The following is a 21062-nucleotide window of genomic DNA, read 5'->3' on the forward strand; positions in this document are numbered from 1 at the left end:
TTTTTTAATGAAACGACACATTTTAGGAATTAGCTTCGTTTTACTCGTTGCATTAGTATCATTTATTTCAGTAGCCGAGGCTGAGGAATTTCACTGGGGCTTTAAACCGAGCAAAAATGGCGAGCCAGTGGAAATTGGAGAGCCTTTAGAAACATTAATGAACAAATACGGTGCTATTTATAAAGGTAGCCCAGAGAAGAAAATTGTTTATTTAACATTCGATAATGGCTACGAAAATGGCTATACCGAAAGCATTTTAAATACGCTAAGGGAAGAAAATGCACCGGCTACATTCTTTTTGACTGGTCACTATTTGACGAGTGCGACCGATTTAGTAAAAACAATGGTCAAAGATGGACATATTATCGGGAACCACTCTTACGGTCATCCTAACATGGCTCGGCTATCTGCTGCTGAAATGAAAACTGAATGGAAAAAATTTGATGATAAGTTAAATGAACTAACTGGTGTAAAACGTACGTACTATGCCCGACCACCAGAAGGAATCTTTAATGAAGAAGTATTAAAAGTCGGTAATGAAGCTGGTTATCGCCATATGTTCTGGTCCATCGCCTTCAAAGACTGGTTAAAGGATGAGCGACGTGGTGCCAAATATGCTTATGATGCACTAATGGGACAGCTTCATCCAGGTGCAATAATACTGATGCATACTGTTGCACAGGATAATGCTGAAGCAATTCCGCAATTTATAAAAGATGCAAAAGCCCAAGGTTACACATTCGGCTCTCTGGATGACTTAGTACTTGAGCACGAAAAAATATCTCCATATTAGGAAAGTTGCGTTCCTTTCTTTCCATTACAATTTCCGTTATACTGAAATGATGAAAAGAAGGAAGTGGCTCGCACTAATTTTTGGTGCGAGTCACTCTATTTAAAGGACGTGTAAAAACTTGAGTGAATTAAAAATGGAAGTCGGGCAAAAGTTCCCGTTAACAATAAAGCGCCTCGGTATTAATGGTGAAGGTGTAGGGTTTTATAAGCGTAATGTAGTATTTGTAAAAGGGGCTATTCCAGGAGAAGAAGTAACAGTTAGGTTAACAAAAGTATCTCCAAAGTTTTCCGAAGCTGAAATATTGAACATTCGTAAAGAAAGCGAATTCCGTCAAGAAGCACCATGCCCTGTTTATTCAGAATGTGGAGGCTGCCAATTACAGCATATGACCTATGATGCTCAACTAGTAAACAAGCGTGATATCGTTGTTCAAGCATTTGAAAAATATGCAAAGGATATTGCAGAAACAGCCGAAATCCGTCCAACTATCGGTATGGATAACCCTTGGCACTACCGTAACAAATCTCAATTCCAAGTGCGTAAAGAAGGTAAGCGTGTCTATGCTGGACTTTTTGCAGAAGGAACGAATCAACTTTTAAATATCAACGATTGCCTCGTGCAACATCCTGTAACATCAAAAATTACAGTAGCTACACGTAAGATTTTACAAAAGCTAAACATCCCTATTTATGATGGGAAATCATTAAATGGGTTAGTACGTACTATTGTAGTTCGTACAGGTATGCGTTCTGGTGAAACACAAGTCTGTCTTGTGACAACTCGTCATGAATTACCGCATAAAGAGGAGTTAATTGAACGCATCAAAAAAATTGATCCATCTATCGTATCAATTACACAAAACGTAAATCGTGAAAAAACATCTCTTATCTTTGGTAGTGATACGTATGTATTAGATGGTAAAGATGCCATTCATGAAAAATTAGGCGAATTTGCATTTGATTTATCAACTCGTGCATTTTTCCAGCTAAACCCAGAGCAAACGGTTCATTTATACAATGAAATAAAAAAAGCTGCTGCACTTACTGGAAAAGAAAATGTAGTGGATGCTTATTGTGGTGTTGGGACAATTGGTATGTGGCTTGCAGAAGGTGCACGTGAAGTACGCGGTATGGACAATGTCGATGAAGCAATTGCCGATGCAAAATACAATGCCCGCACAAACGATAATTTACAACATGTACGTTTCTTCCCAGGCTCAGCCGATAAATGGCTATTCCGTTGGTCAAAAGAAGATTATCGTCCAGATGTAATTTGTGTAGATCCTCCACGTACAGGATTGGAGCCAGGATTTATTAGAACCGTGTTAAAAATCAAACCTAAGCGTTTCGTATATACATCATGTAATCCTTCTACGCTGGCACGTGATTTGAAAGATTTATCAAAAGCGTATAAAGTGGAGTATATTCAGCCAGTTGATATGTTTCCCCAAACAGCGCAAGTTGAATGTGTTGTAAAACTAACTTTAAAGAAATAAAAGCTAACACCTTTATCAAAATAATTTTGATAAAGGTGTTTTTCGTATCTGTCCCCAAATTCTCTCATTTTTCATGTAAAATAGAATTTGCTAGGAGGTATTTAAATGAAAAATATTGTATTTGTAATTATTACATTCATTCTTTCTTATTGGGGTATTTCATCACTCGGAGGCTTAATCTTTCCTAGTAATGATGAAAATTCCGCAACTTCAGCCAGCTCATTGCAGGCCGCTGTTACATTCGGTGGTGTAAATTATTTAAATGTATTTATCTACATAATTTTAGCAATGATTTTAACAACGATCATATTCTTTTCAGTAAAAAGCAGACGTTCCAATTAAGGACGTCTGCTTTTTTCTATATAGAAAGTTTTTTTGTTTTACCAAATAATATTACAATCGCAACAATTAACAGCATTACAGAAATAACAAATAAAAATCCGCTGTCTGGAAAAACTTCCAAATACAATCCCCCTAATAATGGTCCCGATAAACTTCCCAGACTAAAGAAAATACCACAAAGTAAATTACCCGTTGGCAATAATTCTTTAGGCGTCAAATCTGTCATGTAGGTTATGCCTAGCGAGAACATTGAACCAACACTCATCCCAGCTAATAAAAAGGTAGCCGCAACAAATATCTCGGAATTCTCCCAAAAGTTGCCGATAAAGAAAAAGGTGCTGCCCACCATTAATCCTGAAACGATGACTTTACGGCGTCCAATTTTATCACCCAATGCACCTAGTGGAAATTGCATTAAGATAGCTCCAATTGAAAAACTCGCTAAAATGATAGAAACATATGCTAAATTAAAGTCTTTTCGTAACGCGTAAACCGGGAATAAAGCATTTAGAGAGGACTCCAAAAAACCATATACAAATGGGGGCAAAAATGCAATCCATCCATATTTCACTGCCAACTTATAGCGCGAAAAACTATTTTGATTAGCATCCCCTGCCAACGTTTCCGGCTTCTCATTTTTTAAAAGAAATACTAAAGACCATGCTACAAGGCATAATGCAGATGACACAATAAACGGAAAGCTTTCGGATATTTTAATCAGCGGTACAAATAACGGACCAACCGCAAACCCTATCCCAAAAGATAATCCATATATAGACATGGCTTTTCCAAGTTTATGAGAAGCTGTCGACGTTGTAATCCATGTTTGGGTTGCAAAATGTAATGCATGATCACCGATTCCGATTAATAATCGCAAAATAAACCAGAACATAACACTTTTCCAAAATGGAAATAAAATTAACGATGTAAAAACTAACGCCCCTCCAAATACAATAATGGGTTTGTACCCGTATTTGCGTAAAGGCTGCTCAATAAATGGGGAAATTAATAAAGTCCCTATGTATAACCCCGTTGCATTCAAGCCATTAAGTGTAGATGACACGCCATCCCCTTCAAATATGACTGAAATAAGCGGCAATAGCATACCTTGCGAAAAGCCTGAAATTGATACGATAATAACTAAAATAATAAATCTTCGCTGATTATAACTCATTTCATTATTCTCCCTTGATTCATACATTCTATCGTATCATAGCCATTTATAAATGGGGAGAACTCAATAAACAGTTCAGAAAAATATAAAACCCTAGCCAACTTTATCTCTAAAAGTTAACTAGGGTTTTAAATATCACTTAATTCCATTTTATTCTTGCGTAAACAGTCGTCTCGACTAATTGCCGAAAATGTTTAAACGTCCTCCTTTTTTTGAGTTTGTCTATACAATTTTTTTCCGACCATCTCCTCTTCTTTAAGTATGAGTTTACTTTATCACAACACTTCAATATTGTAAATATTCAAAATACATAGAATCTTAAAATAATTAACAAGTACTATATAATTTCCTATTTTTTAAAGCTAATTTAATAGATAAGGTATATAAATCGTCTCTAGCGCAAGTTGTCAATTAACTTTTACAGTAGAACGTAGTATAATGTTCGTATGTAAACACAAAAGGAGCATCACGAACTATGAAGCCAATTACAAATAAAGAGCAGCAAGTAACGTATCTAAAGGAACGTTTAGAAATTTTCCTTGAAGTGTTGGATGCTATTGACCCTGAAACAACTGAACTAGAAGATATCGATCGCTTAATTCAAATGATGGATGATTTAGAAGATAAAATGGATCAATTCCAATCACGCGAAGAAAAATAAAATCCTAAAAGGCTGTGTAAAAGTGTACTTTACTTTTACACAGCCTTTCTTCGCTATTAATTTCCGCACTCCTTTGATTTTCGTTCTCGACACAAGACATGTCATTAAATAACTTTCCGATACTCTCTTTTTTCATTCTTTTGACTACATCCGCTATTATCCGCCTTAATTTTATGTGTTTTGACATTCATTCGTGTAAGCGCTCTTTTTTTTCTATTTTAAAAGAGTTATAATGTAAGATGGATTATTAGAAAGAGTATAATTTTCACTATAACGTGAAAGATTATGTTCTGACCTATGTCGACGATTCACCTAACGACAAAAATAAACATATTTTTCTGGGGGGAAAAATAAGATGGCATACTTAGAAACTTTAGAAAAAAGTCTTTATTCTTTAGTAACTGAAACATCTACAAACTTACCAAAAGACGTACGCCGCGCTATTAAAGCTGCCAAAGAAGCAGAAAATGCGGGAACTCGTGCAGCAATGTCATTAGACACGATTACTACAAATATTGTAATGGCTGAAGACAATGTGTCTCCAATTTGTCAAGATACTGGTCTACCAACATTTAAAGTATATACTCCAGTTGGTGTAAACCAAATCGAAATTAAAAAAGCTATCCAAACTGCTATCGCAGCAGCTACTGGGGATGCTAAATTACGTCCAAACTCAGTTGATTCATTAACTGGTAAGAACTCTGGTACAAACATCGGAGCAGGTCTACCAGTAATTAAGTTTGAACAATGGGAAAACGACTATATTACAGTGAAGCTAATCTTAAAAGGTGGCGGCTGTGAAAACAAAAACATCCAATATTCATTACCTACAGAATTAGAAGGTTTAGGGCGCGCTGGTCGTGACTTAGATGGTATCCGCAAATGTATTTTACACTCTGTATGGCAAGCACAAGGGCAAGGCTGTTCGGCTGGTTTCATCGGTGTCGGTATCGGTGGCGACCGCTCTTCTGGATATGATTTAGCGAAAGAGCAATTATTCCGTCATGTAGATGATGTGAATCCGATTGAAGACTTAGCAAAATTAGAAAAGTACATCGTGGAAAAATCAAATACATTTGGCGTTGGTACAATGGGCTTCGGCGGTGAAGCTACATTACTTGGTTGTAAAATCGGTGTAATGGACCGTTTACCAGCATCATTCTTCGTATCTGTAGCTTACAACTGTTGGGCTTACCGTCGTATGGCAATCGATATCGATCCAGCGACTGGCGAAATCACGAACTGGCACTACCAAGATGGTGAAAAAATTACTTTCCGTGACGAAGTAAAACAAGACAACTCGGACAATAAAGTAGTTGAACTTGTTGCACCGATTACAGAAGAAAAAATCCGTTCACTTAAAGTTGGGGACGTAGTAAAAATTTCTGGCCGTATGTACACAGGTCGTGACGCAATCCACCATCACTTAATCGGTGAAGGTGTAGAAGCGCCAGTAGATTTAGACGGTCAAATTATTTATCACTGTGGTCCAGTAATGGCAAAAGACGAAGCAGGAAACTGGGTCGTTAAAGCTGCTGGTCCAACAACTTCAATTCGTGAGGAGCCATACCAAGGCGACATCATGAAAAAATTCGGTATCCGTGCTGTTATGGGTAAAGGCGGTATGGGGCCAAAAACACTAAAAGCACTTAACGAACACGGTGGTGTTTACTTAAATGCTATCGGTGGTGCTGCACAGTATTACGCTGACTGCATTAAATCAGTTGATGGTGTAGACTTGATGGAATTCGGTATTCCAGAAGCAATGTGGCACCTATCAGTAGAAGGCTTCACAGCTGTAGTAACAATGGACTCTCACGGAAACTCATTGCATGCAGATGTAGAAAAATCTTCATTAGATAAGTTAGCGCTTCATGCAGAGCGTGTATTTTAAGTTTATGTAATTTCAGCAACTCACTTCCATCATTTTGGGGTGAGTTGTTTTTTGCAATATTTCATTTTTAAAATATTCTGTTTATTGATATATCATTTATGTTATATTATTTTGTAATAAATGGAATAAGGAGTGTTTAAATGTTTTTTACCAAAGTATTTGTTAACGCATTATTTATAGCAACCCAAATACAATTTAGTACAACTTATCAATACAAGCGCAGTTTACTGGTCGCTATTCTTTATACAACATATGTCTACATTATTTTTCCTCATGTCACATACGGCTTTATATATATATTTCTTCTTATAATGTTATGGTTACTTTTTTCCGCCTCATATTTTCAGCGCACTCACTTATTTGATTCATATAAAAGTCGTACAGAGTCTAAATGATTCTGTACGACTTTTTATTTTTATTTTACTGAACTAATTGTGCTTTATCCGCCGGCTCGTTATAAATATCTGTATCTAGTTCATTCGTTACCCGGCTGGATACGACACCCGAAACCATGGAGCCACTTACATTAAGCGCTGTACGTCCCATGTCGATTAACGGCTCTACAGATATTAAAATACCTGCTAAAGCTATTGGTAAATCCATTGCAGATAGAACGATGATTGCAGCGAACGTTGCACCGCCGCCAACACCTGCTACACCGAATGAGCTAATTGCTACGATTAATATTAATGTTGCAATAAACCCTGGGGATAATGGATTTATACCTACTGTTGGGGCAATCATAACAGCCAACATTGCTGGATATACTCCCGCACAGCCATTTTGCCCAATCGATAAACCAAATGACCCTGCAAAGTTTGCAACCCCATCCGGAACGCCAAGACGCTTTGTTTGTGTTTGAATATTTAATGGTAATGCACCTGCACTTGAACGTGAAGTGAAGGCAAATAGTAATACTTCTGCTGATTTTTTCACATATGTTAACGGACTTAATCCTGTTAATGCAACAATAACTAAATGCAATAAGAACATAGCAATTAATGCAACATATGATGCCAAAATGAATTTACCTAAATCCATTATCGCCCCTAAATCACTCGTTGCAACTGTACGTGCCATAATTGCAGCTACACCGTATGGAGTTAAACGTAAGATAATGCGTACTACACCCATTATTAAACCGTATATAGCGTCGACACCTTTTTTTACGTTCGCTGCTGTTTCTTCTTCTTTACGACGAAGCGTTAAATAACTAAAGCCTAAAAACGCAGCAAAAATAACAACTCCAATTGTTGATGTTGCGCGAGATCCTGTTAGATCTGCAAATGGATTTGCCGGGAACATTGTTAAAATTTGTTCAGGTAACGACGTAACCTCAGCCGAACGTTCTACTAACGATTCCCCACGTGCAATTTCTGCTTCCCCTTGCATAATTTGAGTTGCATCTAGATCAAATGCAACTGTAGAGGCAATACCTAAACCAGCTGCTATTGCTGTAGTACCTATTAGTACAGATAAAATAACCGCGGCTGTTTTTCCTAAATTCTTTCCGAATGTTACTTTAGTAAATGCTGCTAATATTGAAATGAAGACTAAAGGCATTGCAATCATTTGTAATAATCGTACATAACCATTCCCAACGATGTTATACCAAGGCATAGTCTCTGTAATTGCATCGGACTCCACGCCGTATGCAAATTGTAGCCCTATTCCGAGTAAAATTCCTAATCCTAATGCGATAAATACACGATTAGAAAATTTAACATGCTTTGTTTTAAGGAAGTATAAAAATGTAATAACAATGATCAACAAGGCAATATTAAGTAAAACGAATAAATTCAACTTTAACTCCTCCTATTTAATAAAATGTACTTAACTATATTACTCTATAATCCTTATAAGTCAAGTTGGTATTTATTATTCTTATTTATTGTATGTTATTTACAAAATATGATGCTTATATTATAATTATTATTAAATAATAAAATACTTATAATATAATTGAAATTCATTATCAGTTGATTTAACAATGATATTCATTATCAAGGAGGTATATATGAAAAATTCTAATCGAGAAAAGTTATCATTAAATGAGAAAATTATAGAACATAAAGAATTGATCGCTGCCTTAGTTTCCGGCTTTATTATTTTGCTCGCATGGAGGATGGAATCCACCGATCAAACAACCGCAGCTGTCATTGCATATTTAACAGCTTTTGTAATTGGCGGTTATGCCAAAGCAAAAGAAGGCATTGAAGATACAATTGAAAACAAATCTTTAAATGTTGAAATGTTAATGATTTTGGCAGCCATCGGATCAGCCATTATTGGATACTGGATGGAAGGTGCCATATTAATCTTTATATTTGCCTTAAGTGGCGCCCTTGAAACATATGCGATGAACAAAAGCCATCGTGAAATTTCCTCTTTAATGGAGTTACAGCCTGAAGAAGCTTGGCTTGTACGAGGCGGATTTGAGCCTATTAAAATATCTGTAAAAGATTTAAAAGTAAATGACCATATTTTAGTAAAGCCTGGAGAACGAATTCCTGCCGACGGAAAAGTATATAAAGGGATATCAACTGTCGATGAAGCAGCTATTACAGGTGAATCAATGCCGATTACGAAAAATATTGACGATGAAGTGTATGCAGGAACAGTGAACTTAAATGGAGTTTTAACTATTAGTGTAACGAAGCAAAGCGGAGAAACCTTATTCCAAAAAATTATTACACTTGTACAATCTGCGCAAAGTGAAAAGTCCCCATCACAGCAATTTATTGAACGCTTTGAAGGTATTTATGTAAAAGGAGTATTAATATCAGTCGGAATCATGATGTTTTTGCCCCACTATTTATTTGGCTGGGATTGGACGACAACTTTATACCGCGCAATGGTACTGTTGGTAGTGGCATCTCCTTGTGCCCTTGTAGCATCCATTATGCCAGCTACCCTATCTTCCATCTCAAATGGTGCCAGAAACGGTATTTTAGTTAAAGGCGGCTTACATTTAGAACATTTGAATACATTACGTGTCTTAGCTGTCGATAAAACCGGAACACTTACACAAGGCACACCAGCCGTAACAGATTTTATCGTTCGTGAGGATTTAAATAAAGATGAGACATTGGCATTAATCGCAGGCATTGAAGGACAATCAAACCACCCTCTTGCACAAGCGATTACTTCATTTGCAAAAAAACAAAATGTCATTGTCCCACAAAATATTATAATTGAAGATATACCTGGGTATGGGATAAAGGCACAATATAAAGAACAAAATTATACAATCGGCAAGCCTGATTTTGTCGGTAAAGATTTGGCCGTTTCTTTTTCGGACGGAGCATTGCAGCAATTAGGGAATGAAGGAAAGACAGTTGTATTTTTAAAAGACCAAAACGGAATTGCAGCATTAGTTGCCCTAAAAGATATAGTACGAGATGAAGCAAAAAAAGCAGTTTCAGCACTGAAAGAACTAGGCATTGATGTCATGATGCTTACTGGTGACAATGAAGCGACAGCAAAAACTATTGCAAATGAAGCTGGTGTAACAAACTATGTTGCAGAATGTTTACCTGAAACAAAGGTCGAACATATTAAGCAGTATAAGCAATCATACGGCAATGTTGGTATGGTGGGTGACGGGATTAATGATGCCCCAGCGCTAGCAACTGCTTCTGTTGGGATTGCAATGGGTGGCGGTACGGACGTGGCACTCGAAACAGCCGATGTTGTATTGATGAAAAATGACCTTTCTAAGATTGCTTACGCTGTTAAGCTCTCTCGTAAAATGCAACGAATCGTTAAGCAAAATATAATTTTCTCGTTAACAGTCATCGCAATTCTCATTATCTCAAACTTTTTCCAGGCGATTAGCCTCCCCCTTGGGGTTATTGGTCATGAAGGAAGCACGATTTTAGTTATTTTAAATGGCCTGCGTATGTTGAGCAAAAATGTTTAATGGCTTGCTACTAAAAATAACCAACTGACAATAACCATAAATAAAGCACGACGCCTAAATATTTATGGCGTCGTGCTTTTTGTGTGACAAAACAATTTAGAAAACAGGTGTCTTTGCATTCTTTTTATTTTTCTTGGCAATCTGTCTTTTTTGGAATGTGGCATTTAATATTCCACCCAATATTAAAATCATTCCTGTAAAGTACAGCCAAAGCATTAGTATAATGACCCCGCCAATACTGCCGTAAGTAGCACTAAAATTGCCGAAATTGTTAATATAAAATGAAAAGCCATAAGTTAATGTAAGCCAGCCTAGTGTTGCCAATATTGAGCCTGGTACAACACTAACAATTGTTAATCGAGGATCAGTATTAGGAACAATCCAATACATAACCGTTAATAAAAGAAAAATAAGGGTAGGCGGCATAATCCAACGAAGCGTATTCCAAAGACCTGCCAATGATTCTTCTATACCAAAATAGCCGAACACTACATTTTCAATTTGCTGTCCAAAAACCGGCAAGACAAGAGCAATTAAAATAATAATTACTAACGAAATAGTAAATAAAAGAGACCAAATACGATTTATAAAACCTGCTCTAGCTTCAACATCATAGGCACGATTTAATGTTTTCATCAGTGCGTCTACAGCACGCGAGGCAGACCAAATTGTACCGATAATACCAACTGAAAGTAAACCGCCATTTTGGTTGGTTAGTACTTCCGAAAGTGTCCCTTCAATAAGAACATAAACTTCCTCAGGCATTATATCACTCAAGAAATCGAATACTTGCCCTTGTTCTAAATTTAAATATGGTAAGAGTGTTACCATAAAAATAAGCATCGGGAAAAATGATAGTAAAAAGAAATAAGCAAGTAGTGCACCCATCCCCGACATATCAACTTTTTGAATACGGTATATTAAATCCTGAAAAAAACCTTTTGTCGTTAAAACATTTATTTGACTAGGGTCAGGTGAAACATATGATTTAATAAGTGAAATCTTTTCTTTAAATTCTTCTTTCTCTTCCACACAGCCACCACCTTTTGAATTACCCAGAAAAAAGATACACTGAATATCTTTCTATCTGGATAACGCCCTAACGGATGTCCCAGATATCGAAATAACTCCAAGAAAAAATCTGTACATATTTACACTAAGGCGAATTTAATTAGCCAGCTTGTTCATCCTTTTTTGAAAATGCATCAATCGTTTCGGAAACCATACTTTGAATTGTAGTTGGCAATTCTTTAATATCATTTCCATTTTGCATAATAGACTGAATACTATCATTTACTGTTCCGTAAACTGTTTGAGCCTGCTCAATTTTCGATTCAACTAATGCTAATAGTTCGTCACGGTTTTCAGCATAATAAACAACCGTATCTTTTGCATTTTTAGCTGTCTTTACAGTATGCTCTCTTGTTTGCTTATCTAACATACTGATTGCTGCACCAGTTACTGCCCCAATTGCTATAAACGGTAATAGTTTACTTTTCATATTTTACTCTCCTCCTGTGTATGCTTTCATATTCCCATAAAAATTTCCTATAAAACTTATCTACAACCATTTTAGCGAATGTTCGCTATTTTTAAAAGCATTCCCAAAACTTTTACGGGTTGACAAGAAGTGCCTTGCATGAAATGATATTTTTGTAAACATTGAAAGGTAGGGCAAAAAATATGGACTTATCCAACCCATCACAAGAAAATGTCAATTATATGATAGAACAAATCAAAGAAAAACTACGTATGGTAAACGTTGACGCTATGCAATCAGAGGCATTCGATGAAGATAAATACGAGGATCTACAATATCTATATGAAATGGTTATGAAACGAGACTCGTTCAGCCCTAGCGAAATGAATGCTATTGTTGCAGAATTAGGCTCCCTTCGTAAATAAAAGGAAGCAATAAAAAGAAGCTCATCGATATTTTTCGACGAGCTTCCTTTTATTTCATAACTATTCCCCAGGAAATACGATTACTTATTAAGTTCGACAGCAATTTTTGCGCCTACACGTGCATTGTGTTTTACTAATGCAATATTTGCATCGAGTGACTTACCTTCAGTCAGTTCTTTCACTTTACCCAGTAAGAATGGTGTTACATTTTTGCCTGCAATACCTTGTTCTTTTGCTTCTCTTAGTGCATTGTCGATAATAGTATCCATTACACTTGTTTCCATAGCATCCTCAACTGGAATTGGGTTGGCGATTAATGCCCCACCACGTAAACCTAAATCCCATTTTGCGCGTAGAATAGCTGCAGTTTCTTCTGCTGAATCAACACGAATGTTTACATCAAATTCACTCTCACGTGCATAGAATGCCGGTAATTTGTCAGTGCCGTATCCGATTACTGGTACACCTTTTGTTTCTAAATATTCTAATGTTAAGCCGATATCTAAAATGGATTTTGCACCTGCACATACAACAGCTACATTTGTCATTGCTAATTCTTCCAAGTCTGCAGAAATATCCATAGTTGTTTCAGCGCCACGGTGAACCCCGCCAATACCGCCTGTTACGAATAACTCGATGCCTGCTAATTCCGCGCAAATCATCGTTGCAGCTACTGTAGTTGCTCCAATTTTTTTAGTTGCAAGTAAATAGCCAATATCGCGGCGACTTGTTTTTGCTACACCTTGAGCATTACCGAACATTTCTAACTCTTCATCGGATAAACCAATTTTGATTTTCCCGTCGATTAATGCGATTGTTGCTGGTACTGCACCACCATCACGAATAATTTGTTCTACTTCACGAGCTGTTTGTACGTTTTGAGGATATGGCATACCATGAGAAATGATTGTCGATTCAAGAGCTACAATAGGTAGACCTTTCTCTTTTGCTTCTAATACCTCTTGTGAATATGATAAATATTGTTCCATTATAAATTCCTCCATTCAAGTAATTTTTCCTTTGTTAAATCTTCTCGTACAGTTTTGTCTGATTGTAATGTTTTTGATGCATTTGTTAAACCAAGTTGGATTGCTTCTTTAAAGTCCTCATTGTTTAATACTCCATGTAAAAATGCACTTACAAAAGCATCTCCCGCACCTGTAACATCTACAATTTTTTTTGTTGCAATGGCTTTATAATGCGTCACTGTACCATCATGACCAGCCATTACTCCATGTTCTCCTAATGTAAGGACGACATATTTTGCCCCTTTTTGTAGCATTGCTTTTACTGCCTTTTCATAATGACCAAATTTCTCCAAATTCATATTCAAATACTTTTCTGCTTCATCACGATTGCAAATAAAGTAATGTACCCCCTGTAAATCTTCTGGCATGTTTTTCATCTTAGGTGATGAAACAGGAATAACAGCGAATGGAATTTTGCGCTCATGGGCAAACTCTTTTACATATTCCACTGTTTCCAACGGACAGTTTAAATCAATTATTAAACAGCTCGCATTTTGCATTATGGATTCATACTTTTTTAAAACAGTTGGAGATAGTTGTTCATATATTTCCATATTCGCCATGGAGATTACCAATTCCCCGGAATGCGCCAATACGGCTGTGTAAGAACCTGTTTTATAGTCTTTTAACTTTTCCACTAGATCAAGACTCATCGTAGCATTACAATTCTGTTCAATATATATGGCATCATGATCATCACCCATTACGGTAATTAATGAAACACGGTTACCTAAACGACCTATATTTTCTGCTATGTTACGCGCCACCCCACCAACCGTTTCAGTTACCGAAGCAGGATTTGAAGTACCTAACTGGACATCTTGTTCAATTGTAAATTTACGGTCGACGTTAGCACCGCCAATTGCGATAATATGATTTTTCTCCGGCAAGACATATGCTCGCCCAAGAATTTCTCCGCGTTTAATCAGTGACGAGATGATATTGGCAAGTGCTGGTCTTGACATCCCTAATTGCTCTGCCATTTCCTGTTGAGACAGATAAGGATTTTTTTTTATCAATTGAAAGATTAGCTTTTCTTTTTCATTCAACTACATCACCTCGATGCAAACATTTGTTTATAATTATAAACTTTTGTTTAAAAGATGTCAAAAATAAAAAAAGCTGTTTAGAAAGTTTACTCTCTAAACAGCTTTTATTACTCTACAATTAGTTCTCCATTTTCAGTGATACGCGGTTGTACAAGAACCTCAACACGGCGATTTTTTGCTTTTCCTTCTTCTGTATCATTGGAGGCAATTGGTTGGAATTCACCGAATCCTTTAACACTGAAGTATTTCGGGTCAAGCGCTTCATTACCCGTAACAACTTCCTTCATAAAGTTTACAGCCCGCATAACTGATAAATCCCAGTTGGAATCAAACTCAGTAGTATTGATCGGAACATTATCTGTATGACCGGTAATAACAATATTACGTGGTGGGTCAAACATTAACAGTTGCGCAATCTCATCGGCAATGGTTGCATACTCTTCCTTTACTTCTGCACGCCCCATGTCGAATAAAATACTATCTCGAATCGTAATTAACAAACCTTCTTCTGTCAATTTTGTTTCAAACTGATTTTCCAATTCATGAATTGCTATGAACTCGTCCACCCGGTTTTGTGTTTCTAGTAGGCGTTCTTGGTCTTCCATATATTTAGAAGCTCCAGATTGAATATTGGATGTCGAACCATTTGGTGTTTGAACTACTGAAGGGTTGTCCATTACACCAGTACCACTTGTGAAAATTTCATTAAATACAGCAGACATTTGCTGTAGTTTTGTTTCGTCGACAGAACTTGATGCAAATAGGACGATAAATAATGCTAATAATAATGTTAAAATATCCGCATAAGGTACTAGCCATGATTCGTCAACATGTTCCTCATGCTTTTTATGTCTTTTACGCTTCTTTGCCAAGGCCACCCGCCCCGCTTTCGGTAATTTGCTTACGTTCTTCCATCGTTAAATATGAAGCAAGCTTTTGCTCGATTACTCGAGGAGCTTCACCTTCAAGTACAGATAAAATCCCTTCAATCATCATCTGCTTTTGCTTAACTTCTACAGAAGATTTACGTTTTAACTTATTGGCAAATGGATGCCATAATACATACCCTGTAAAGATACCTAATAATGTAGCAACAAAGGCAGCAGAAATTGCTACACCTAATTTATCGATATCTGTCATATCTTTTAAAGCTGCAATAAGCCCTACTACAGCCCCTAATACACCAAGAGTTGGTGCATATGTACCTGCTTGGGTAAAGATTCCTGCACCACTTGCATGGCGGTCTTCCATCGCTTCTACTTCCTCTGAAAGCACATCGCGAATATAGTCTGCATTTTGACCATCTATAGCCAGCGTTAAGCCATTTTTCAGGAAAGGATCTTCAATTTCAGATGCCTTGCTTTCTAGAGCCAATAAACCTTCACGACGAGCTAAATCTGCCCACTGTGCAAACATTTTGATTAAATCAATATCACTAGCTAATTTTGTTTCTGTAAATAAAATTTTAAAAAGTTTTGGAATTCGTTTTAATTCCTTCATTGGGAACGCGATTGTTACCGCTGCAATTGTACCAAAGATGATAATTAAAATAGCGGCAGGATTCAATAATGCGTCAGGTGTTACACCTTTCATAAACATCCCTAATAAAAGAGCAAAAAAGGCAAGTATTATCCCAACAACCGATGATATATCCATATGTAGTACCTCCAAATTACTATGTCTTTTCTTATTTCGGTATATTTATCTTTTTATTAACTTCCTTTACACTGGTATTAGAACAATTTTTATATTTTTCGATACATTTATTATTTTTATCACAATTTCTACCCTTTTGATAATGGTGTATCAAAAAATAAAAATATTTTATGACAATTACTGGAGGAATGTTTCAAATGAATTCAATGTTCGAAAGTAAGTTAACAAAGTATGCGGAATTGGCAGTAAAAATCGGTGTTAATATTCAACCAAATCAATATTTGTATATCGCTGCTTCCATTGAATCAGCACCATTTGTACAAGTTGTAACTAAAATCGCCTATGAGGCAGGGGCAAAGCAAGTATTTGTAGATTATACAGATGACCAAATTACGCGTACTCGTTACGAGTTAGCACCGGATGATTCTTTTGATTTCTTCCCTGCATGGAAAGTCCAGGAGCGTGAGTGGCTGGCTGAACAAGGTGCAGCATTTATGAGCATCGTTTCGCAAAGTCCTGATCTACTAGCTGGTATCGATTCAAAACGTATTGCAACTTTCCAAAAAGCAGCCGGAATTGCGTTAAATAAATACCGCCAGTACGTACAATCAGATAAAATCAGCTGGACTGTCATTGCAGCTCCTTCTAAACAATGGGCTAAAAAAGTATTTTCAGATTTACCTGAAAATGAACAAGTGGAAGCATTATGGGAGGCTATTTTTAAAGCGACACGAGCTGACTTAGACAACCCTGTCCAAGCTTGGGCAGAGCATAATGATAACTTACATGAAAAAGTAGATTACTTAAATAATAAAAACTATGCAAAGCTGCACTATACAGCACCTGGAACGGATTTAACGATAGAGCTTCCGAAAGGTCATTTATGGTGCGGTGCAGGCAGTGTCAATGAAAAAGGCGAAGAATTCATGGCTAATATGCCAACTGAAGAAGTTTTTACAGTACCGCATAAAAATGGTGTAAACGGGTATGTATCTAGTACAAAACCACTTAGCTACGGTGGCAATATAATCGATAATTTTAAAATTACATTTGAAAATGGGCGTATTATAAATGTTGAAGCTGAACAAGGCGAAGAAGTTTTGAAAAACCTTGTAGGAACAGATGAGGGCTCTCATTATTTAGGGGAAGTGGCACTTGTACCTTTCCATTCACCTATCTCTGAATCGAATATTTTATTTTACAATACACTATTCGATGAAAATGCATCAAACCACTTAGCCATCGGCAGTGCTTATGCATTTTGTTTAGAAGGCGGGAAAACGATGTCACAGGAAGAATTGGAAAAACACGGGTTAAATAACAGTATTACGCATGTTGACTTTATGATTGGTTCTGCGCAAATGAATATCGATGGCATTACTGAAGATGGTCAGGCAGAAGCTGTTTTCCGTGATGGAAACTGGGCATTCTAAATCTTCAAGATGTCGCCATATTTACAATTTATTCTGTAGTAAATGCATAAATTCCCCTACAATGTTCCAATTTATTAGGTTATAATTGGTTAATGATTCTTATTATTAAATAGAGAGGAGTTTTTATGATGTTTGATCACCGTCATCCGTTTTTGTCTGATTACTATACGTTAGTTTTAGGTTTCTCAGCAGTTATTCTTGTTCTTTTAGTAATGTTTATCATGTACTTACGAATCGGATTACAATCTCATGACTCTGTTATAGTAGATTCAAAGGCTAATGCATTCGCGCCAAACGAAAAATCACTAGATGGTCACCACCATCATTAATATTTTTCACAACCGTTCTATTTGAGCGGTTGTTTTTTATTGCTGAATTACTGCTTTAGTTCTCTTTATTTATTGGATTTTTAACTATAATTGTGCGCATTTATTTGAATTATCTAAATAATATTTTAAAATGAATACAGAAACGAAAGGGGTATGAACAAATGTCTGCATTACAAAATATTCTAGAGTTTAATGAAAAGTTTGTTGCTGAAAAGCAATATGAAGAATACGCGACAACGAAGTTCCCTGATAAAAAGATTGTTGTTTTATCTTGTATGGATACGCGTTTAGTAGAATTATTACCAAAAGCAATGAACTTGCGCAACGGGGATGTAAAAGTTGTTAAAAGTGCTGGCGCAATCGTAAATCACCCATTTGGTGGCATTATGCGCAGTATATTGGTAGCCGTGTATGAATTACAGGCTGATGAAGTATATGTTATTGGTCATTATGATTGTGGTATGAGTGCCGTTGATTCAAATGTAATGATTGGTCATATGCTTGAACGTGGAGTAAAACAAGAAACGATAGATGTTATTAATTATGCACGCGTAGATTTAAAAGAATGGTTACGTGGTTTCGGCGATATTAAAACGAGTGTTTTAAAAAGCGTTGACTTAGTAAGAAAACATCCATTAATGCCTGCTGGTGTTCCTGTACACGGTCTTATCATTGACCCTGCAACTGGTAAATTAGATTTAGTAACTGATGGATCTGAAGAAATAAAATAATAAGCTATAGCCTTACCCACTGGACTTTATTGGGTAAGTGCTATAGCTTTTTTTATAGTCATATAAAGATCACCTATTTATATATTCTCGCTGTAATATTGCGTACATATAATGGTCAACCCATTTACCATTAATAAATAATAATTCTCGGAGTAAACCCTCTCTCGTAAATCCTGACTTTTCTAAAACGCGTATAGAGCCCACATTTTGAGGAGCGACATATGCTTCAATACGATGAATATTTAAAGTTGAAAATGCGAACTCCATTACTAAACGTACTGCTTCGGTAACAATGCCTCTTCCTATAAATTTTTCATCCATAGAATATCCGATAAAACCGCTGGAGTATGGCAAGCGTTTTATAGAGTAGAGAGATATATGACCAATCAGTAGACCTGTTTCATTATGGAAGATTCCAAAGGAAAACTCTCTGTTTGTTTGCAAAAGATGCATGCTTTCCATTATTTTCTTGTACTGTGTCTCTTCTGTATAAAATTCATCCCGATGTAACGGTTCGTATGTTGACCAATAAAATTTGTTATCCACTAATAGCTTAGTCAATGCTCTTGCATCGGACAGTGTAAATGTACGCAATGAACATTGTTGCCCAATAAGTTGAACCATTGGACCCTCCTTCTTTCGAAATAGCTTAATTAAGCTTTTCATTTAACTCACCTACATTTCACAGCCAAACTTACTTATCTGTTTTTGATTTTTTCTTTTTTGGCTTTGGCTTTGGCTGTATTTCTATAAATTCAGGTTTTTCACTATCTGCCGCAAGTTCCTTATGATTTTCAAAAACATTGGTAAGCTGAAGACCCCGTTTAGTAATTTGTGTTTCAATTTGCGCAACCGCTTCTTTTAGCACTTGTACTCGTGCATAAAATTTATCGTTGCCAGGAATTAAACACCAAGGGGCATTTTCTGTATTTGTTTTAGCAAACATTTCATCTGCCGCTTCCATATATAGATTGAACTTTTCACGATTTCGCCAATCTTCATCTGTTAGTTTCCAAGATTTATATGGATCTGCCGCTCTCTCCATAAAGCGCTTCAACTGCTCATCTGCATCAATATGAACCCAAAACTTAACTATAATATAATCTTCATCCGTTAATTGCTTTTCAAAGTCATTAATTTCGTTATAAGCACGCTTCCATTCATGTTCTTTTGCAAAGCCTTCTATGCGTTCCACTAATACACGACCATACCAGGAACGGTCAAAGATGGCTATCTGACCATGCTGAGGAAGCTTCCGCCAAAAACGGTGCATATAGTGATAACGCTTTTCGTGTGGCTGTGGTGCGGAAATTGGTGAAACGATTAAACCACGTGGATCAATGTGTTCTGTTAATCGCTTTATTGCGCCCCCTTTGCCTGCTGCATCCATACCTTCAAAAACGAAGATGAGACCGATTTTATTGTTGTATAAAAATTGCTGTATATTAAGCATTTTATACTGCAACTCTTTCAATTGCTTTTTGTAGAGCTTCTTATCCAATTTTAATGTAAGATCCAAATCGTTTAGTTTCTTCATTCAACGGCCCCCTCTATTGCGAATCATTATATATATTTTACTTGAAAGTGTTTAGAAATGGTAATTGTTGTTGTGATTTATTTGAATCGTTTGATTATTTTATGTTAATTTAATCTCCCTATAGAACAAAAGTAAAAAACGTGGCCGCACTATATGCTTCCACGTTTTTTATTAGTCTTCTAATGTTGTTAAAATAATTGGTTTGTCTTTTGTTACGATAATCGAATGTTCAATTTGTGCAACTAACGATTTATCCGGAGTAATAAATGTCCAACCATCTCCAGATTCAACAATATGCTCTGCCTTTGCTGAAATGAATGGCTCTACTGCTAAAACCATCCCTTCTTTCATAATCGTTGTATCCCATGCATCATAATAATTTAATACGTGGTTAGGCTCCTCATGCAATGATTTACCTAAACCATGACCTGTTAAGTTCATAATTACCGTTAGGCCATGATCACGCGCTTCACGCTCAACCGCCTTACCAATTTGATTTAATTTTGAACCTGCTTTAACTTTTGTCATTGCACGTTCAAATGCAGATTTTGCTACAGCACAAAGTTTTTCCTTATCTTCATAGCCTTCTCCAACAACAAAGGAAATTCCTGTATCTGCAAAATATCCATCTAAAGAACCTGATACGTCGATATTAACGATATCTCCTTCTTGAATCACTTTATTACCTGGAATACCATGTGCCACTTCATGATTCACCGAAATGCAAGTATAGCCCGGGAAGTCATATTCACCTTTTGGACCTGAAACAGCGCCAGCATCAGCAAACATCCGTCCTGCAATTTCATCCAATTCTTTTGTTGTCACGCCAGGTACTGTCGCAGCTTTCATCGCTTCACGAATTTCAGCACAAATGCGTCCTATTTTTTTAAAAGCCTGGATTTCTTCTTGTGTTGTAACAATCATGTGTAACTTCCTTCCTCTTAAACAATGTCTACCCTTAACTATAACATACTTAAAATCGGTTGTAAGTGTTCATTGTTTTTTTAAATGATGTGTTTAAATACAGGAATTATGTGCAAAAATGATTTATAGATTAATGTACATTGATAAAAAAACAAACTAGATTTGAAGTGTGGAAATCCGCACTGCAAA

Annotated in this window: 21 protein-coding genes; 10 read left to right on the top strand and 11 right to left on the bottom strand. The window is 36.4% G+C overall.

Translation table 11 applies throughout. The features are described 5' to 3' along the window. Positions 1–7: 7 nt before the first annotated feature. From MKY13_RS17415 to MKY13_RS17425, 3 genes are all read left to right on the top strand, one after another. Positions 8–793: a polysaccharide deacetylase family protein gene (locus MKY13_RS17415; protein WP_191701009.1), complete on the top strand. Its 786-nt coding sequence runs from the start codon at positions 8–10 to the stop codon at positions 791–793. Between the two features lie 133 nt (positions 794–926). Next, positions 927–2288, top strand: a complete 1362-nt coding sequence (gene rlmD / locus MKY13_RS17420; RefSeq protein WP_191701039.1) for a 23S rRNA (uracil(1939)-C(5))-methyltransferase RlmD — start codon at positions 927–929, stop codon at positions 2286–2288. A gap of 105 nt (positions 2289–2393) precedes the next feature. Beyond that, complete coding sequence (locus MKY13_RS17425) at positions 2394–2630, top strand: carboxypeptidase (protein ID WP_339214141.1); 237 nt, start codon at positions 2394–2396, stop codon at positions 2628–2630. Positions 2631–2646: 16 nt separating this feature from the next. On the opposite strand, the gene MKY13_RS17430 is transcribed toward MKY13_RS17425, so the two are convergent. Continuing rightward, entirely contained in the window at positions 2647–3804 is a 1158-nt protein-coding gene (locus MKY13_RS17430; protein ID WP_339214143.1) for an MFS transporter, read from the bottom strand. 475 nt (positions 3805–4279) lie between these two features. Here MKY13_RS17430 and MKY13_RS17435 point away from each other — a divergent pair, with 475 nt between their 5' ends. Next, on the top strand, positions 4280–4465 hold the full coding sequence (locus MKY13_RS17435) for an SE1561 family protein (RefSeq protein WP_191701006.1): 186 nt from the start codon (positions 4280–4282) through the stop codon (positions 4463–4465). 355 nt (positions 4466–4820) lie between these two features. Beyond that, positions 4821–6359: a fumarate hydratase gene (locus tag MKY13_RS17440; RefSeq protein ID WP_191701005.1), complete on the top strand. Its 1539-nt coding sequence runs from the start codon at positions 4821–4823 to the stop codon at positions 6357–6359. A gap of 420 nt (positions 6360–6779) precedes the next feature. Here the strand turns inward: MKY13_RS17440 and MKY13_RS17445 are convergent, their stop codons facing one another. Beyond that, entirely contained in the window at positions 6780–8162 is a 1383-nt protein-coding gene (locus MKY13_RS17445; RefSeq protein ID WP_191701004.1) for an L-cystine transporter, read from the bottom strand. A 214-nt stretch (positions 8163–8376) separates the two neighbouring features. Between MKY13_RS17445 and MKY13_RS17450 the strand changes: the two genes are divergently transcribed. Next, positions 8377–10281 carry a heavy metal translocating P-type ATPase gene (locus MKY13_RS17450; protein WP_339214146.1) on the top strand — a complete coding sequence of 635 codons (1905 nt, stop codon included), beginning with the start codon at positions 8377–8379 and terminating at the stop codon, positions 10279–10281. Between the two features lie 96 nt (positions 10282–10377). On the opposite strand, the gene MKY13_RS17455 is transcribed toward MKY13_RS17450, so the two are convergent. Both MKY13_RS17455 and MKY13_RS17460 read right to left on the bottom strand, forming a co-directional pair. After that, positions 10378–11313, bottom strand: a complete 936-nt coding sequence (locus tag MKY13_RS17455) for a YihY/virulence factor BrkB family protein (RefSeq protein WP_339214148.1) — start codon at positions 11311–11313, stop codon at positions 10378–10380. 139 nt (positions 11314–11452) lie between these two features. Next, a complete protein-coding gene (locus MKY13_RS17460) occupies positions 11453–11782 on the bottom strand; it encodes a YtxH domain-containing protein (RefSeq protein WP_191701001.1) in 330 nt (109 codons plus the stop codon). 182 nt (positions 11783–11964) lie between these two features. On the opposite strand from MKY13_RS17460, the gene MKY13_RS17465 reads away from it, so the two are divergent. Continuing rightward, positions 11965–12186 (top strand): DUF1128 domain-containing protein, encoded by a 222-nt coding sequence (locus MKY13_RS17465; RefSeq protein WP_339214149.1) that lies wholly within the window; start codon positions 11965–11967, stop codon positions 12184–12186. 80 nt (positions 12187–12266) lie between these two features. Here MKY13_RS17465 and MKY13_RS17470 read toward each other — a convergent pair whose 3' ends face one another. From MKY13_RS17470 to motA, 4 genes are all read right to left on the bottom strand, one after another. Beyond that, positions 12267–13175: a pseudouridine-5'-phosphate glycosidase gene (locus tag MKY13_RS17470; RefSeq protein ID WP_339214151.1), complete on the bottom strand. Its 909-nt coding sequence runs from the start codon at positions 13173–13175 to the stop codon at positions 12267–12269. Next, on the bottom strand, positions 13175–14263 hold the full coding sequence (locus MKY13_RS17475) for a carbohydrate kinase (protein ID WP_339214153.1): 1089 nt from the start codon (positions 14261–14263) through the stop codon (positions 13175–13177). Before MKY13_RS17475 ends, MKY13_RS17470 begins: the two co-directional genes overlap by 1 nt. A gap of 107 nt (positions 14264–14370) precedes the next feature. Next, the gene (motB, locus tag MKY13_RS17480; RefSeq protein WP_339214155.1) at positions 14371–15135 is read right to left on the bottom strand and encodes a flagellar motor protein MotB; all 765 of its coding nucleotides are present in this window, start codon (positions 15133–15135) and stop codon (positions 14371–14373) included. Beyond that, positions 15119–15919 (bottom strand): flagellar motor stator protein MotA, encoded by an 801-nt coding sequence (gene motA / locus MKY13_RS17485; RefSeq protein ID WP_191700996.1) that lies wholly within the window; start codon positions 15917–15919, stop codon positions 15119–15121. The genes motB and motA overlap by 17 nt, the downstream gene beginning before the upstream one ends. A gap of 197 nt (positions 15920–16116) precedes the next feature. Between motA and MKY13_RS17490 the strand changes: the two genes are divergently transcribed. The 3 genes from MKY13_RS17490 to MKY13_RS17500 all read left to right on the top strand — a co-directional run bounded on the left by MKY13_RS17490 (position 16117) and on the right by MKY13_RS17500 (position 18412). Next, positions 16117–17352, top strand: coding sequence for an aminopeptidase (locus tag MKY13_RS17490; RefSeq protein ID WP_339214158.1), 1236 nt, complete (start codon positions 16117–16119; stop codon positions 17350–17352). 125 nt (positions 17353–17477) lie between these two features. Continuing rightward, positions 17478–17681, top strand: a complete 204-nt coding sequence (locus tag MKY13_RS17495; protein ID WP_225231322.1) for a hypothetical protein — start codon at positions 17478–17480, stop codon at positions 17679–17681. 161 nt (positions 17682–17842) lie between these two features. Next, positions 17843–18412, top strand: a complete 570-nt coding sequence (locus MKY13_RS17500) for a carbonic anhydrase (protein ID WP_339214160.1) — start codon at positions 17843–17845, stop codon at positions 18410–18412. A gap of 69 nt (positions 18413–18481) precedes the next feature. Here the strand turns inward: MKY13_RS17500 and MKY13_RS17505 are convergent, their stop codons facing one another. From MKY13_RS17505 to map, 3 genes are all read right to left on the bottom strand, one after another. Beyond that, positions 18482–19036 (bottom strand): GNAT family protein, encoded by a 555-nt coding sequence (locus MKY13_RS17505; protein WP_191700993.1) that lies wholly within the window; start codon positions 19034–19036, stop codon positions 18482–18484. Between the two features lie 70 nt (positions 19037–19106). After that, positions 19107–19949 carry a polyphosphate kinase gene (locus tag MKY13_RS17510; protein ID WP_339214163.1) on the bottom strand — a complete coding sequence of 281 codons (843 nt, stop codon included), beginning with the start codon at positions 19947–19949 and terminating at the stop codon, positions 19107–19109. A 171-nt stretch (positions 19950–20120) separates the two neighbouring features. Continuing rightward, positions 20121–20873 carry a type I methionyl aminopeptidase gene (gene map / locus MKY13_RS17515; RefSeq protein ID WP_191700991.1) on the bottom strand — a complete coding sequence of 251 codons (753 nt, stop codon included), beginning with the start codon at positions 20871–20873 and terminating at the stop codon, positions 20121–20123. Between the last annotated feature and the right edge of the window lie 189 nt (positions 20874–21062).

Source organism: Solibacillus sp. FSL W8-0372, from assembly GCF_037969735.1.
Lineage (GTDB): Bacteria > Bacillota > Bacilli > Bacillales_A > Planococcaceae > Solibacillus > Solibacillus faecavium.

Bases quoted from the DNA above. Each gene is read 5' to 3' on its own strand.
- MKY13_RS17415 (WP_191701009.1), top strand. From the start codon at position 8: ATGAAACGACACATTTTAGGAATTAGCTTCGTTTTACTCGTTGCATTA.
- rlmD (WP_191701039.1), top strand. From the start codon at position 927: ATGGAAGTCGGGCAAAAGTTCCCGTTAACAATAAAGCGCCTCGGTATT.
- MKY13_RS17425 (WP_339214141.1), top strand. From the start codon at position 2,394: ATGAAAAATATTGTATTTGTAATTATTACATTCATTCTTTCTTATTGG.
- MKY13_RS17430 (WP_339214143.1), bottom strand. From the start codon at position 3,804: ATGAGTTATAATCAGCGAAGATTTATTATTTTAGTTATTATCGTATCA.
- MKY13_RS17435 (WP_191701006.1), top strand. From the start codon at position 4,280: ATGAAGCCAATTACAAATAAAGAGCAGCAAGTAACGTATCTAAAGGAA.
- MKY13_RS17440 (WP_191701005.1), top strand. From the start codon at position 4,821: ATGGCATACTTAGAAACTTTAGAAAAAAGTCTTTATTCTTTAGTAACT.
- MKY13_RS17450 (WP_339214146.1), top strand. From the start codon at position 8,377: ATGAAAAATTCTAATCGAGAAAAGTTATCATTAAATGAGAAAATTATA.
- MKY13_RS17460 (WP_191701001.1), bottom strand. From the start codon at position 11,782: ATGAAAAGTAAACTATTACCGTTTATAGCAATTGGGGCAGTAACTGGT.
- MKY13_RS17465 (WP_339214149.1), top strand. From the start codon at position 11,965: ATGGACTTATCCAACCCATCACAAGAAAATGTCAATTATATGATAGAA.
- MKY13_RS17470 (WP_339214151.1), bottom strand. From the start codon at position 13,175: ATGGAACAATATTTATCATATTCACAAGAGGTATTAGAAGCAAAAGAG.
- motA (WP_191700996.1), bottom strand. From the start codon at position 15,919: ATGGATATATCATCGGTTGTTGGGATAATACTTGCCTTTTTTGCTCTT.
- MKY13_RS17490 (WP_339214158.1), top strand. From the start codon at position 16,117: ATGAATTCAATGTTCGAAAGTAAGTTAACAAAGTATGCGGAATTGGCA.
- MKY13_RS17495 (WP_225231322.1), top strand. From the start codon at position 17,478: ATGATGTTTGATCACCGTCATCCGTTTTTGTCTGATTACTATACGTTA.
- MKY13_RS17500 (WP_339214160.1), top strand. From the start codon at position 17,843: ATGTCTGCATTACAAAATATTCTAGAGTTTAATGAAAAGTTTGTTGCT.
- MKY13_RS17505 (WP_191700993.1), bottom strand. From the start codon at position 19,036: ATGGTTCAACTTATTGGGCAACAATGTTCATTGCGTACATTTACACTG.
- MKY13_RS17510 (WP_339214163.1), bottom strand. From the start codon at position 19,949: ATGAAGAAACTAAACGATTTGGATCTTACATTAAAATTGGATAAGAAG.
- map (WP_191700991.1), bottom strand. From the start codon at position 20,873: ATGATTGTTACAACACAAGAAGAAATCCAGGCTTTTAAAAAAATAGGA.